The 13,559-nt window shown below is 69.9% G+C and carries 13 protein-coding genes; 4 read left to right on the forward strand and 9 right to left on the reverse strand.

All coding sequences use genetic code 11. The features are described 5' to 3' along the window. Positions 1–31: 31 nt before the first annotated feature. From BUB97_RS02160 to carA, 8 genes are all read right to left on the reverse strand, one after another. Complete coding sequence (locus BUB97_RS02160) at positions 32–1,300, reverse strand: threonine ammonia-lyase (protein ID WP_073130899.1); 1,269 nt, start codon at positions 1,298–1,300, stop codon at positions 32–34. 2 nt (positions 1,301–1,302) lie between these two features. Beyond that, on the reverse strand, positions 1,303–1,776 hold the full coding sequence (gene greA / locus BUB97_RS02165; protein WP_073130901.1) for a transcription elongation factor GreA: 474 nt from the start codon (positions 1,774–1,776) through the stop codon (positions 1,303–1,305). A 185-nt stretch (positions 1,777–1,961) separates the two neighbouring features. Next, complete coding sequence (gene carB, locus BUB97_RS02170; protein WP_073130903.1) at positions 1,962–5,210, reverse strand: carbamoyl-phosphate synthase large subunit; 3,249 nt, start codon at positions 5,208–5,210, stop codon at positions 1,962–1,964. A 3-nt stretch (positions 5,211–5,213) separates the two neighbouring features. Continuing rightward, positions 5,214–5,504, reverse strand: coding sequence for a hypothetical protein (locus BUB97_RS02175; protein WP_073130905.1), 291 nt, complete (start codon positions 5,502–5,504; stop codon positions 5,214–5,216). Next, entirely contained in the window at positions 5,501–5,884 is a 384-nt protein-coding gene (locus BUB97_RS02180) for a hypothetical protein (protein ID WP_139281280.1), read from the reverse strand. The genes BUB97_RS02175 and BUB97_RS02180 overlap by 4 nt, the downstream gene beginning before the upstream one ends. Next, a complete protein-coding gene (locus BUB97_RS02185; protein ID WP_073130909.1) occupies positions 5,881–6,129 on the reverse strand; it encodes a hypothetical protein in 249 nt (82 codons plus the stop codon). The genes BUB97_RS02180 and BUB97_RS02185 overlap by 4 nt, the downstream gene beginning before the upstream one ends. Next, on the reverse strand, positions 6,126–6,758 hold the full coding sequence (locus tag BUB97_RS02190; protein WP_073130911.1) for a LysE family translocator: 633 nt from the start codon (positions 6,756–6,758) through the stop codon (positions 6,126–6,128). The genes BUB97_RS02185 and BUB97_RS02190 overlap by 4 nt, the downstream gene beginning before the upstream one ends. A gap of 1 nt (position 6,759) precedes the next feature. After that, complete coding sequence (carA, locus tag BUB97_RS02195) at positions 6,760–8,163, reverse strand: glutamine-hydrolyzing carbamoyl-phosphate synthase small subunit (protein ID WP_073130913.1); 1,404 nt, start codon at positions 8,161–8,163, stop codon at positions 6,760–6,762. Between the two features lie 132 nt (positions 8,164–8,295). Between carA and BUB97_RS02200 the strand changes: the two genes are divergently transcribed. The 4 genes from BUB97_RS02200 (at position 8,296) to BUB97_RS02215 (ending at position 13,262) form a co-directional block, all read left to right on the forward strand. After that, positions 8,296–8,754 carry a GatB/YqeY domain-containing protein gene (locus BUB97_RS02200; RefSeq protein WP_073130915.1) on the forward strand — a complete coding sequence of 153 codons (459 nt, stop codon included), beginning with the start codon at positions 8,296–8,298 and terminating at the stop codon, positions 8,752–8,754. A gap of 42 nt (positions 8,755–8,796) precedes the next feature. Beyond that, a complete protein-coding gene (gene dnaG, locus BUB97_RS02205; protein WP_073130918.1) occupies positions 8,797–10,695 on the forward strand; it encodes a DNA primase in 1,899 nt (632 codons plus the stop codon). A gap of 70 nt (positions 10,696–10,765) precedes the next feature. Further along, positions 10,766–12,700, forward strand: a complete 1,935-nt coding sequence (rpoD, locus tag BUB97_RS02210) for an RNA polymerase sigma factor RpoD (protein WP_073130920.1) — start codon at positions 10,766–10,768, stop codon at positions 12,698–12,700. A 10-nt stretch (positions 12,701–12,710) separates the two neighbouring features. Beyond that, positions 12,711–13,262 (forward strand): GNAT family N-acetyltransferase, encoded by a 552-nt coding sequence (locus tag BUB97_RS02215; RefSeq protein WP_073130922.1) that lies wholly within the window; start codon positions 12,711–12,713, stop codon positions 13,260–13,262. On the opposite strand, the gene BUB97_RS02220 is transcribed toward BUB97_RS02215, so the two are convergent. Beyond that, positions 13,263–13,517 (reverse strand): hypothetical protein, encoded by a 255-nt coding sequence (locus BUB97_RS02220; RefSeq protein ID WP_086061801.1) that lies wholly within the window; start codon positions 13,515–13,517, stop codon positions 13,263–13,265. Positions 13,518–13,559 lie beyond the last annotated feature (42 nt).

Genomic DNA, 13,559 nt, shown 5'->3' on the forward strand with positions numbered 1-13,559 from the left:
CCGCTCACCCAGCACGGTTCCCGGCCGCGGCTCAGCCCCGGCGGACGACGTAATCCCCGGCTTCGAGCGCGGCAACGATGGCCGCCCCCTGGGCCGCGTCGCGCACTTCCACCATCAATTCCAGCTCGGCCGTCTGAACCGAGGGCGCGGCGAAGAGGCGCTGATGGCTCACCTCGATCACATTGCCGCCGGCCGCGGCCACGCGGGTGGAGATGTCGGCCAGCACGCCGGGACGGTCCGGAATATCCAGGTGGAGCCGCAGGATGCGGCCGTCCCGCAGGAGGTTCCGAAGCAGCACATTCGCCAGGATGCGCGGGTCGATATTGCCGCCGCAGACCGCCGTCGCCACGCGCTTGCCGGCGAAGAGGTCCGGCCGGGCGAGAACGGCGGCCAGCCCGGCCGCGCCGGCGCCCTCGGAGGTGACCTTGGCGTTCTCGGCCAGCACGGCGATGCCCTGCTCCACCGCTGCCTCGGGCACCACCAGCACCTCGATGCCCATCTCCCGCAGCAGGGCGAAGGGCAGTTCCCCGACATCACGCACCGCGATGCCCTCCGCCACGGTCGGCCCGCCCACAAGCACAGGCTTGCCCGCCAGGCGCTGCGCCATGGCGGGATAGCCCTCGACCTCCACGCCATAGACCTTCAGCCCCGGCCGGGCCTCGGCAAGGGCGGCGGCGCAGCCGGCCAGCAGGCCGCCCCCGCCCACGGGCAGGATCACGGCATCCAGCGGCCTTTGCCCCTGGCCCTCGGCATCCTCCAGGATTTCGAGCGCCATGGTGCCCTGACCGGCGATCACGGCGGGGTCGTCATAGGGATGGATGAAGACCAGCCCGTCCCGCAGCGCCAGCTCATGCGCATGGGCGGCGGCCTCGGCCAGCGTTTCGCCATGCAGCACCACCTTGGCGCCCCAGCCCTCGGTCCGCACCACCTTGGTGGCCGGGGTGAAGCGCGGCATGACGATGGTGGCGGCGACGCCCCGCAGGGCGGCATGGCGCGCCACGGCCTGGGCATGGTTGCCCGCGGACATGGCGATCACCCCCGCCTCCCGCTCCCGCGCCGTGAGGAGGGCGAGGCGATTGGCCGCGCCGCGCTCCTTGAAGGCGCCGGTGGCCTGGAGGCTGTCGAGCTTCAGCAGCACCTGGGCGCCCGCGATGCGCGCGACCGCCTGGGGTTCCACCAGCGGGGTGCGGAGAACCGCCCCCCGGATCCGCTCCGCCGCCGCCCGCACATCGGCGAGGGTGACGGCGGGCGTGGCGGGCAGGGGCGGCACCGCCGCAGCCCGGGCGAGGGTGGCCGTCATGGTCAGTTGTAGGTGACGGCGGTGATCTCGACCGAGCGCGCTCCGCCGGGGGCGGGCACCTCGACGCTGTCGCCCACCTTGCGGCCGATCAGGGCCTTGGCGAGCGGGGAGGAGATGGAGATCGACCCGTTCTTCATATCGGCCTCATAGGCGCCGATGATGCGGTAGGTCTTCTCGTCCTCGGTTTCCTCGTCGACGATCGTGACCTTGGCCCCGAAGCGCACCTGGTCGCCCCAGAGCTTGGAGGTGTCGATCACCTCGACGGAGGGAATGACGGATTCCAGGTCGGCGATGCGCCCTTCGATGAAGGACTGCTTCTCGCGCGCGGCGTGATACTCGGCATTCTCCGAGAGGTCGCCATGGGCGCGCGCCTCCGCGATGGCGCGAATCACGGCCGGCCGTTCTTCGGCTCGCAGGACACGCAACTCTTCCTCGAGGCGCGCGAGCCCCTCGGCGGTCATCGGGAACTTCTGCACGGGCGGTGATCCCCCCACTTGCGACACAGGACGACCCGCCCGCGCACCCCGCCATGGAGTGCTACGGGCGGCTCAGATACAGCCGCCGCGCCCCCTGCGAGGAGGGCGCGGCGGGTTGAAACGCTTGGGGCGGGCGCTGGCTGAGCCAGTCCCGCCCCAATCCAGTAAGGGTCCCTCAGGACCCGCTACGAGAACGAAGGCTGAAAATACGCCTGGAGCGGCGCCACATCAAGGGTTCCCGCCCGGAGCGCCGCAATCGCATGCACCGCGGCGCGCGCCCCGGCGATGGTGGTGTAGTGCGGAACGCCCTGGGTGAGGGCGCTGCGGCGGATGTCGAAGCTGTCGGAAACGGACCGCCCACTACCGGTGGTGTTGATCACCAGCTGGATCTCGCCGGACTTGATGGCGTCCACGCAATGCGGCCGCCCCTCCAGCACCTTGTTCACCACCCGCACGGCCAGCCCCGCCTCACGCAGCCGAACCGCGGTGCCTTGCGTGGCCAGGATGTCGAAGCCCATCTCCGAAAGACGCCGGGCGAGCGAAACGGCGGCCGCCTTGTCGGAATCCTTGACCGAGATGAAGGCGGTGCCGCTCTCCGGCAGCTTCACCCCGGCCCCCATTTGAGCCTTGAGGAAGGCCCGCTCGAAGGAAAGATCCAGCCCCATCACCTCGCCGGTGGACTTCATCTCCGGCCCGAGCAGCACGTCCACCCCGGGGAAGCGGTTGAAGGGGAAGACCGCCTCCTTCACCGCGACATGTCGGTTGATGAGGCTGTCGTCGAGGTGGAACTCGGCCAGCTTCGCCCCCGCCATCACCCGGGCACCGATCTTGGCCACCGGCACGCCGGTCGCCTTCGCCACGAAGGGCACGGTGCGGGAGGCGCGGGGATTCACCTCGAGCACGAAGATCTCCCCGTCCTTGACGGCGTACTGCACGTTCATCAGCCCGCGCACCTTCAGCGCCCGTGCCATGGCCTCCGTCTCGGCCTTCAGCTCGGTGATGATGGCGGGCGGCAGGGAGTAGGGCGGCAGGGAGCAGGCGGAGTCGCCGGAATGGATGCCGGCCTCCTCGATATGCTCCATCACCCCGGCCACATAGACCTCGCCCGCGCTGTCGGCGATGCAGTCCACATCCACCTCGATCGCGTCCTGCAGGTACTGGTCGATCAGGATCGGGTTCTCGCCCGAAACCTTCACGGCCTCCTTGCCGAAGCGCAGCAGCTGCTCGTGGTTGTAGGCGATCTCCATCGCCCGGCCGCCGAGCACGTAGGAGGGGCGCACCACCACGGGGTAGCCGATCCGCTCCGCCTCCAGCACCGCCTCGTCCAGGTTGCGCGCGATGCCGTTCTGCGGCTGCTTCAGGCCGAGGCCCTTCAGCAGCTGCTGGAAGCGCTCGCGGTCCTCGGCGATGTCGATCGCCTCCGCCGAGGTGCCGAGGATGGGGATGCCCGCCTTGTCCAGCGCCTGGGAGAGCTTGAGCGGCGTCTGCCCGCCATACTGCACGATGCAGCCGAGCAGCGTGCCCTTTTCCTGCTCCTTGCGGATGAGGGCGATCACGTCCTCTCCCGTCAGCGGCTCGAAATACAGGCGGTCCGAGGTGTCGTAGTCGGTGGAGACCGTCTCAGGGTTGCAGTTGACCATGATGGTCTCGAACCCGGCCTCGCGCAGCGCATAGGCCGCGTGGACGCAGCAATAGTCGAACTCGATGCCCTGGCCGATGCGGTTCGGCCCGCCACCGAGGATCACCACCTTCTTCCGGTCGGTCGGGTTGCTCTCGCAGACGGGGGTGCCGAACCCACCCTCATAGGTGGAGTACATATAAGGCGTGCCCGAGACGAACTCCGCCGCGCAGGTGTCGATGCGCTTGTAGACCGGCGTGACGCCGAGCCGCTGGCGGCGCGTCTCCACCTCCGCCTCATGCAGGCCCGCCAGCTTGGCCAGGCGCTTGTCGGAGAAGCCCATCGCCTTCAGCCGGCGCATGGCGGTGGCGTCGGTCGGCAAGCCGTTCTGGATCACCGCGGCCTCCGCCTTCACGATCTTCTCGATCTCGCGCAGGAACCAGGGGTCGAACTTGCAGGCGGCATGGATGGCATCGACATCCAGCCCGGCGCGGAAGGCCTGCGCGGCCATCAGCAGCCGGTCGGGCGTCGGCGTCGCCAGGGCCGCGAAATAGGCCTCCGGCGAGCCGTCGCCCGGCACCGCCATGTCATCCAGGCCCGACAGCCCCGTCTCCAGCCCGCGCAGGCCCTTCTGCAGCGCCTCGCCGAAGGAGCGGCCGATCGCCATGGTCTCGCCGACCGACTTCATCGCGGTGGTCAGCGTGTTCGGCGTGCCCGGGAACTTCTCGAAGGTGAAGCGCGGGATCTTCACGACCACGTAGTCGATCGTCGGCTCGAAGGCGGCCGGCGTGGTCTTGGTGATGTCGTTCGCCAGCTCGTCCAGCGTGTAGCCCACCGCCAGCTTCGCCGCGATCTTAGCGATGGGGAAGCCGGTGGCCTTGGAGGCGAGCGCGGAGGAGCGCGACACGCGCGGGTTCATCTCGATGACGACCATGCGGCCATCCACCGGGTTGATGCCGAACTGCACGTTGGAGCCGCCGGTATCCACGCCGATCTCGCGCAGGCAGGCGATGCTCGCATCGCGCATGCGCTGGTATTCCTTGTCGGTCAGCGTCAGCGCGGGGGCGATGGTGAGGCTGTCACCGGTGTGCACGCCCATCGGGTCCAGGTTCTCGATGGAGCAGACGATGATGCAGTTGTCCGCGCTGTCGCGGACCACCTCCATCTCGAACTCCTTCCAGCCGAGCACGCTCTCCTCGATCAGCACCTCGGTCGTCATGGAGGCGTCGAGGCCGGAGGCGACGATCTGCTCGAACTCCTCCTTGTTGTAGGCGATGCCGCCGCCCGTGCCGCCGAGCGTGAAGGAGGGACGGATGACGCAGGGCAGCTTCACCAGCTCCAGCCCGGCACGCGCCTCCTCCATCGTATGGGCGATGTGGCTGCGCGGGCTCTCGATGCCGATCTTGGTCATGGCATCGCGGAACTTCAGCCGGTCCTCGGCCTTGTCGATCACTTCGGCCTTGGCGCCGATCAGCTCGCAGCCATACTTCGCCAGCGCGCCGGAGGCGTCGAGCTTCAGCGCCGTGTTCAGCGCGGTCTGCCCGCCCATGGTCGGCAGGATCGCGTCCGGCCGCTCCTTGGCGATGATCTTCTCCACCACCTCGGGCGTGATCGGCTCGATATAGGTCGCGTCCGCCAGCTCGGGGTCGGTCATGATCGTGGCGGGGTTGGAGTTCACCAGGATCACGCGGTAGCCCTCGGCGCGCAGCGCCTTGCAGGCCTGGGCGCCGGAATAGTCGAATTCGCAGGCCTGGCCGATGATGATCGGGCCTGCGCCAATGATCATGATGGACTTGATGTCGGTGCGCTTCGGCATGGCTCAGGCCCTCCGGGGCAGCAGGAAGAGGATGATGGCGGCCGCGCCTTGGAGCACGGCGGAGAAGACGAGGGTCGCCAGCGCCGTGCCTTCGAGGCGCGGCGCCAGGGAGGAGACGGGCAGGGCGATCAGCCCGGCGGCACCGAGGCAGGCGAGGCTGCTCATCGCGGCACGGACGGGATGCGCCGTGCCCCGCAGCGCCCGCCAGGCGAGCGGCGTGGCCACCACCAGCACGAGCAAGGCGATGCCGGCCCCGTAGAGAAGCGGATCGAGGTTCAGGGCGTGGCCGCTCATGGCGCGCCGGTCCTGCCCGCAGGGCGTGCCCCGAGGTCCCGCAGCAGCAGGATCGCCGGTGGCACATGGGCGAAGAGGAGGAAGACGAGGGCGTTGAAGGCCGAGGCCTCCGTCAGCTGGCTGCCGAAGGGATGCCACCCGTCCCACCAGGCGAAGGCGTGCAGGAGGAAGGAACCGCCGATCGCGACGATGACCCGCGGCACCGGCTCCAGCAGCAGCTTCACCGCCCAGCGGATCACCAGCGTGGTCGCCGTGCAGACCGCGCTGCCCGCCACATAGCCGGCCAGCGCCATCACTGCCGGCAGCACGAAGGGGATGTCGAAGATCAGCGCGAGCACGAAGAGCATCGCGACGACGCCGGCGACAAGCTGCCCGCTCATCGGGCACGACCCAGGAAGGGGCGGCCGATGAGGAAGAGCACCACATGAATGCCCGCCCAGAGCGCCGCCGCCAGCACGCGCCCGCCCTCACGCCCGTCCTCGGCGAAGAAGACGATACCGCCCAGCGCCACGAAGGAGATGGCGACGCCGCGCAGCCACGCCTTGTCCCGTGGCTGACCCACGCGGGTCAGCGCCCACCAGGCGAGAAGGGAGAGGGGAAGGGCGAGGAGGAGGAGGCGGATCACGCGCGCGATTCCGTCGCCAGCTTCGCCGCCAGCAGGGCCAGCGCCCCGCCCAGCACCCAGCGCTGCACGGCCAGCCAGGCCGGGCGGGTGGAGAGGAAGCGCGCCACGCCGCCGGCGCCCGCCACCAGCAGGGCATCGAACAGGGTGCAGATGCCGATCTGGACCGCGCCCAGCACCAGCCCCTGGGTGAAGAGGCTGCCCAGCGCGGGGTCCATGAAGGCCGGCAGCACGGCGACATAGAACAGCGCCACCTTCGGGTTCAGCGCCGCCGTGGCGAAGCCGAGGGTGAAGAGACGCAGCCCGCCCTCCGGCGGAATGGGGCGCGGGGAGAACAGCGCCGCCCCGCCCGGCCGCACGCTCTGCCAGGCTAGCCAGGCGAGATAGCCGGCCCCGCCCAGCCGCATGGCGTCATAGGCATAGGGCACCGCCAGCAGCGCCGCCGTCACCCCCGCCGCCGCGCCGAGCATGATCACCAGGCTTCCGGCCTGGCAGCCGATCAGCGACAGCATCCCCGCCCGCGTCCCCTGCGTCAGCGTGCGGGAGACGAGGTAGAACAGGTTCGGCCCGGGCGTCAGCGCAAGCCCGACCGACAGCGCCGCGAAGGCGAGGAGGGAGGCGAGGGACGGCAAGTTACCCCGCCTTCGCCATCATGTCGGTGAAGCGGTGGAACAGGTGGTGGCTGTCGCTCGGCCCCGGCGAGGCCTCGGGGTGGTACTGCACGGAGAAGGCGTTCTTCGCCGGGCAGGCGATGCCCTCGTTGGAGCCGTCGAAGAGGCTCACATGGGTGACGGACACACCCTCGGGGAGCGACTTGTCGTCCACCGCGAAGCCGTGGTTCTGCGAGGTGATCTCCACCCGCCCGGTGGCCAGGTCCTTCACCGGCTGGTTCGCGCCACGATGCCCGCGGTCGAGCTTGTAGGTCTTCGCCCCGAGCGCGAGGGCCAGGAGCTGGTGGCCGAGGCAGATGCCGAAGACCGGCTTGCCCGCCTCCAGCACGCCTCGGATGGCAGGCACCGCGTATTCACCCGTCGCCGCCGGGTCGCCCGGGCCGTTGGAGAGGAAGACGCCGTCCGGCCCGTGGCGCAGGATTTCCTCGGCCGTGGCGGTGGCGGGCACGACCGTCACCTCGCAGCCGGCATCGGCCAGGCAGCGCAGGATGTTCCGCTTGGCGCCATAGTCGATCGCGACGACCTTGTGCTTCGGCGCCGTCTGCCGGGAATAGCCCTGGCCCCAGGACCAGAGCGCCTCGTCCCACTTGTAGGACTGGCGGCAGGAGACATCCTTGGCGAGGTCCATGCCCTCCAGCCCCGGCCAGCCCGCCGCCTCGGCGCGAAGCGCGGCGAGGTCGAACTGGCCGTCCGGCGCGTGGCAGATCACCCCGTTCGGGGCGCCGGCATCGCGGATCAGGACGGTGAGCGCGCGGGTGTCCACGCCGGAGATGCCGGGGATTCCGTGGCTCTTCAGCCAGTCATCGAGGTCCCGCGTCGCGCGGTAGTTGGACGGCTCGGTGATGTCGGCCTTCACCACCAGGCCGCGGGCGGCCGCGGTGGTCGCCTCCACATCCTCGGCATTCGCGCCCACATTGCCGATATGCGGGAAGGTGAAGGTGATGATCTGCCCGGCATAGGAGGGGTCGGTCAGCGTCTCCTGGTAGCCGGTCATGCCCGTGTTGAAGCAGACCTCGCCGACCTTCTTCCCGGCGGCGCCGAAGCCGCGGCCCCAGATCACCCGCCCGTTGCCGAGCACGAGGCAGGCGGTCGCGCCCTCGGGAACGGTGTCCTCGGCGGTGGTCGGGGCTGGGGTCATCGAGGGCTCCGGGCTGGAAGGGGGCAGCGGGTCGGCGTCATGGGGCAGGGAGCTGCGGGGCAGGTCCTCAAGGGTGAGGCCGGTGGCGGCCAGCACCGCCGGCCAGTGCCGGGGCGGGATGGCGCGGGCCTGGCGCCACTTGCGAATGGCCTCCGTGCCCACGCCGCAATGCGCCGCAGCCGCGCTGGCGCCACCCATCAGGGTCAGAATCTGCTCGACCGTTCGCATGCCGGCTATATGTGGGAAATAAGTTCCCAATGGAAGTGGGAACTGCGGCGTGCCTATGGGAAAGCACTTCCCACCTTCCGCAGGGCCCCCGATCCGATCTAGACCCCCAGCCCGACCCGAGGAGACCCCGTCATGAGCCTGCGCGCCCGCTTCACCGAGGAGCTCAAGGCATCCATGCGCGCCGGCGACACGGCCCGCACCTCCACCATCCGCATGATCACGGCCAAGCTGAAGGACGCGGATATCGCGTCCCGCCCCTCCGGCGTGGAGCAGATCCCGGAGGAGGCCATCACCTCCCTCCTGCGCGGCATGGTGAAGAGCCGGCGCGAGAGCGTGGAGATGTACCGCCAGGGCAAGCGCGAGGAGCTGGCGGCGAAGGAGGAGGCCGAGATCGCGGTCATCGAATCCTTCCTGCCGCAGCAGATGGACGACGCCGCCATGGAGGCCGCCGTGCGCGAGGCGGTGGCCGAGACCGGCGCCACATCGGTCAAGGAGATGGGCAAGGTGATGGCCGTGCTTAAGGCGAAGCATGCCGCGGTGCTGGACATGGCCAAGGCCGGGCCGATGGTGAAGGCCGCCCTCGGCGGTTGATGCTGGGAGGATGTAGCCGGGGGGGCTACATAGGAGGGGCTGATGCCCCTCCCTCCCAATTTCCTCGACGAGCTGCGCGCCCGCACGCCCCTGCCGCCGCTGATCGGCCGCAAGGTCAAGCTCACCCGCAACGGGCGCCAGTGGAAGGGCTGCTGCCCCTTCCACAACGAGAAGACCCCCTCCTTCTACGTCTATGACGACCACTACCACTGCTTCGGCTGCGGCCAGCACGGGGATGCCATCGGCTTCACCATGCAGACCGAGGGCCTGCCCTTCCGGGAAGCGGTGGAGCGCCTGGCCCATGAGGCCGGGCTGGAGGTTCCGAAGGAATCCCCCCGCCAGGCGGCGCGGGAGGCCCGGGCGCGGGACCTGCATGATGTGCTGGCCGCCGCCGCCGAGGCGATGCAGCGCTGGCTCCGCGCGCCGGAGGGGCGGCAGGGGCTGGAATACCTGCAACGGCGCGGGCTGACCGCGGAGACCATCGACCGCTTCGGCCTCGGCTGGTCCGGCTCGGGCCGGGGGGCGCTGGCCGAGGCGCTGAAGCCGCTGGGCATCGAGCCCCGGCAACTGGCCGAGGCAGGCCTGTCCAAGCCCGTCGAGGGGCGGGAAGGGGCCTTCAACGACTTCTTCTACAACCGCGTCATCTTCCCCATCCGGGACAAGCGCGGCCGCATCGTCTCCTTCGGCGGCCGCATCCTGGGCGACGGCCAGCCGAAATACCTGAACGGGCCGGAGACCGACGTCTTCTCCAAGCGCCGCACCCTTTACGGCCTCGACATGGCGCGGGAGGCCGTGTTCCGGGGCAAGGCACGGCTCATCGTGGCCGAGGGCTACATGGACGTCATCGCCCTGCACCAGGCCGGCTTCGAGGGCGCCGTCGCGCCACTCGGCACGGCCCTGACGCCGGAGCAGATGGAGGAGATCTGGCGGGTCACGCCCGAACCCGTCCTCTGCCTCGATGGCGATGCGGCGGGGCTGCGTGCGGCCGCGCGATCGGCCGAGATGGTGCTTCCCCTGCTCGGGACCGAGCGCACCCTGCACTTTGCCACCCTGCCCACTGGCCAGGACCCGGACGACCTGATCGGCCAGAAGGGCCCGGGCGCGTTCCAGGCGGTGCTGGACGCGGCAAGGCCCCTCTCCGTCGCCCTCTACGACCTCATGGCCGATGGCCGCCCCCTCGGCACCCCCGAGGGGCGGGCCGCCTTCCGCAACGACCTGGCCGCCGCCGCGGGCCGCATCCCCGACAAGGCCCTGGCCGCCGAATACCGCCGCGCCCTGCTGGACCGCTTCTTCGAGAGTGCCCGGCCGCAGCGGCCCCAGCGGGCTCCGGGCGGAGGGGGAGGCTTCGCCCCGCGCGGGGGTGGCGGTCGCCCTGGCTTCCGCCCGCCCCCCCGCCTGCCGCCCCGGGTGGTGCCCGAGGCGGGGAACACCCGGCTGGAACAGGCGCGGTGCCTTCTCGCCATCATCCTGGCCCATCCCTGGCTGCTGAACGAGGTGGAGGAGGCCTTCGCCCTGCTGGAGCTGCCGCACGGCCATCCATCCGCCCTCCAGGCCGCACTTCTGGCGTGGCACGCTGGTCTCGTCCTCACGGAAGCGTCAAACGAGAGCACGAGCTCGCTTGACTCGGCCGATCTGGTTGCCCACTTGGACGCGACCGGCCTGGACGAGGCCCGGGCCTGGGTCATGCGCGCGACCGGTCTCCCGAGGGAGGCGAGTCCCGATGCCCAACCGGGAGAGACCCTGGACGGCTGGTGGCATTTCTTCGGCTTCCTGCGGGGCGAGGGCGCGCTGGTCGAGGACTTGGTGGAAGCGAGACGCGAGTTGGAGACGACCAATGAGGTCGCCGCCCAGGCCCGCGTCATCCGGCTGAGCCAGGCCCTTTCCGCGCTGCGCCGTGGCGAGACGGGGCTGGAGGAGGGCGCCACAAGCGCCACTCCATAGGTAGAGACAGATTTCGATCCCCGGCGGGCTCCGGCGCCCCCGGCGGGTCTTTCCGTGGCGGGAGACAGGCATGGCGACGAAGGTGGCGAACGGCACGGAAACGGCGGAGCACCGCGACGAGGCGGTGGAGGGCGCGTTGCTCGACAGCCTGCTGGCTTCCGTCAAGAAGCTCCTCGCGAAGGGCAAAGAGCGCGGCTACATCACCTACGACGAATTCAACGCCGCCCTGCCGCAGGGCCAGGTTTCCTCGGAGCAGATCGAGGACACCATGGCCCTCTTCTCCGAGATGGGCATCAACCTCGTCGAGGCCGAGGAAAGCGCCGACGACGACACGGAGAAGAAGGCCCCGGCCAAGGCCGAGGGCGAGGAAGGCGAGGAGAAGGCCGAGGGCGAGGACGAGGAGTCCGGCGGCAACGTGGACGAGGAATCCCTCGGCCGCACCGACGACCCCGTCCGCATGTATCTCCGCGAGATGGGCAGCGTGGAGCTGCTCTCGCGCGAGGGCGAGATCGCCATCGCCAAGCGGATCGAGGCCGGCCGCGACATGATGATCGGCGGCCTCTGCGAGAGCCCGCTGACCTTCCGCGCCATCGTCGGCTGGCATGAGTCTGTGGTGAGCGGCAAGCTGCTGCTGCGCGACGTCATCGACCTCGAAGCCACGAACAACGCCGACATGCCGGACGGCCCGCCGCCCGAGGCCGAGGAGTTCGAGGAAGGCGAGGAGGGCGAGGGCGTCGGCCTGTCCCTCTCCGCGCTGGAGGAGAAGCTGAAGCCGGAGGCGCTGGCCGCCTTCGAGGCGATCGAGGCCGCCTACGCCAAGCTCGAGAAGATGTCCTCCAAGCGCATGGAGGCCTACACGACCGGCGGCGAGCTCGCCGCCAAGTCCGAGAAGTCCTACGAGAAGCAGCGCCAGGAGCTGGTTGCGCTGGTGCAGAAGGTGCACCTGCACAACAACCGGATCGAGGAGCTGGTCGACCAGATCAAGGGCCTCTACCGCCGCCTGGTGGGGCTCGAGGGCCAGGTGCTGCGCCTGGCCGAGGGCCACAAGGTCAAGCGCGCGGAGTTCCTGGAGCAGTGGCAGGGCTCCGAGATGGACCCGGCCTGGTTCGACCGCATCGGCAAGCTGAAGGGCAAGGCCTGGCAGGCCTTCGTGGCGAACAGCCGCGACGACGCCGAGGCCATCCGCGCCGAGATCGGCAAGGTGGCCGCCCTGACCGGCCTGCCCGTGGGCGAATACAAGCGCGTCTACGCGACCGTCTCCCGTGGCGAGCGCGACATGACGCAGGCGAAGAAGGAGATGATCGAGGCCAACCTGCGCCTCGTGATCTCCATCGCCAAGAAGTACACGAATCGCGGCCTCCAGTTCCTGGACCTGATCCAGGAGGGCAATATCGGCCTGATGAAGGCGGTGGATAAGTTCGAGTACCGCCGCGGCTACAAGTTCAGCACCTATGCCACCTGGTGGATCCGCCAGGCCATCACGCGCAGCATCGCCGACCAGGCGCGGACCATCCGTATCCCGGTCCATATGATCGAGACGATCAACAAGCTGGTCCGCACCAGCCGGCAGATGCTGCACGAGATCGGGCGCGAGCCGCAGCCGGAGGAACTGGCCGAGAAGCTCGGCATGCCGCTGGAGAAGGTCCGCAAGGTCCTCAAGATCGCCAAGGAGCCGATCTCCCTCGAGACGCCGATCGGCGACGAGGAGGACAGCCATCTCGGCGACTTCATCGAGGACAAGGCGGCCATCATCCCGCTCGATGCCGCGATCCAGTCCAACCTGCGCGAGGCGACGACGCGCGTGCTCTCCTCTCTCACCCCGCGTGAGGAACGCGTTCTCCGCATGCGCTTCGGCATCGGCATGAACACGGACCACACGCTGGAAGAGGTCGGGCAGCAGTTCAACGTGACGCGCGAGCGTATCCGCCAAATCGAGGCGAAGGCGCTCCGCAAGCTGAAGCACCCGACGCGGAGCCGGAAGCTGCGCTCCTTCCTCGACAACTAGGCTGTCGAGGATGCCCACGACCCCGGTCCAGGTCGAGGTGACCTTCCTCCGCATGGAGCGCCCGCCGGCGGACCCGCCGGCGGCGCTGCCGCCCGAGACCGGCGTGGTGCCCGTGCCGGGCTGCACGGTGGGCTTCTACCGCTACCTCTACGACACGGTGGGCCGCGATTACTGCTGGTGGCTCCGCCGCACGCTCCCCGATGCCAAGATCGAGGCCATCCTCCGGGATCCCTCGGTCTCCATCCACGCCCTCTACCGCGCCGGGGAACCGGCCGGCTTCTATGAGCTGGAGCGCCGCTGGGACGGCACCACCAACCTCTCCTATTTCGGGCTGATGCCGCATGCGGTGGGGCAGGGGATGGGCCGCGCCTTCCTGCGGCATGCCATCGACGCGGCCTGGGCAGGCCCCTGTTCCGTGCTGACGGTGAACACCTGCACGGCCGACCACCCGCGCGCCCTGCCGAACTACCTGGCCGCCGACTTCAGGGTCGTGCGGCGCGTGCGGGAGGAATGGCCCGTTCCGACCGATATCGGCCTGCGCCTGCCGCAGCGCGCCTGGTAGCTACCTCGCGCGCCGGACGGCCCAGAGCAAGAGGATCACGACCCAGGCCAGGGCCGTAAGCAGCATGACGGGGGCGGTGGCCAGCATCAGCCAGCCCATCATGCCGGTGGCGTAGAGCAATTCGCCGAGATCAAGGCCGAAGGGGCCGGGGCAGGGATGGCTGCCGGCCTCGTCCACCCGGCAACCCATGGCCGATGCCACGGCCGAGGTGAACAGCACCGAGAGGAAGGGCGCCCAGGCCAGCAGGGTGAGCAAGCCGAGGCCGGCCAGCAGCCCCCGCTTATTGATCGGGCGACC

Source organism: Muricoccus roseus, from assembly GCF_900141905.1.
In the GTDB taxonomy this organism is placed as follows: domain Bacteria; phylum Pseudomonadota; class Alphaproteobacteria; order Acetobacterales; family Acetobacteraceae; genus Roseomonas; species Roseomonas rosea.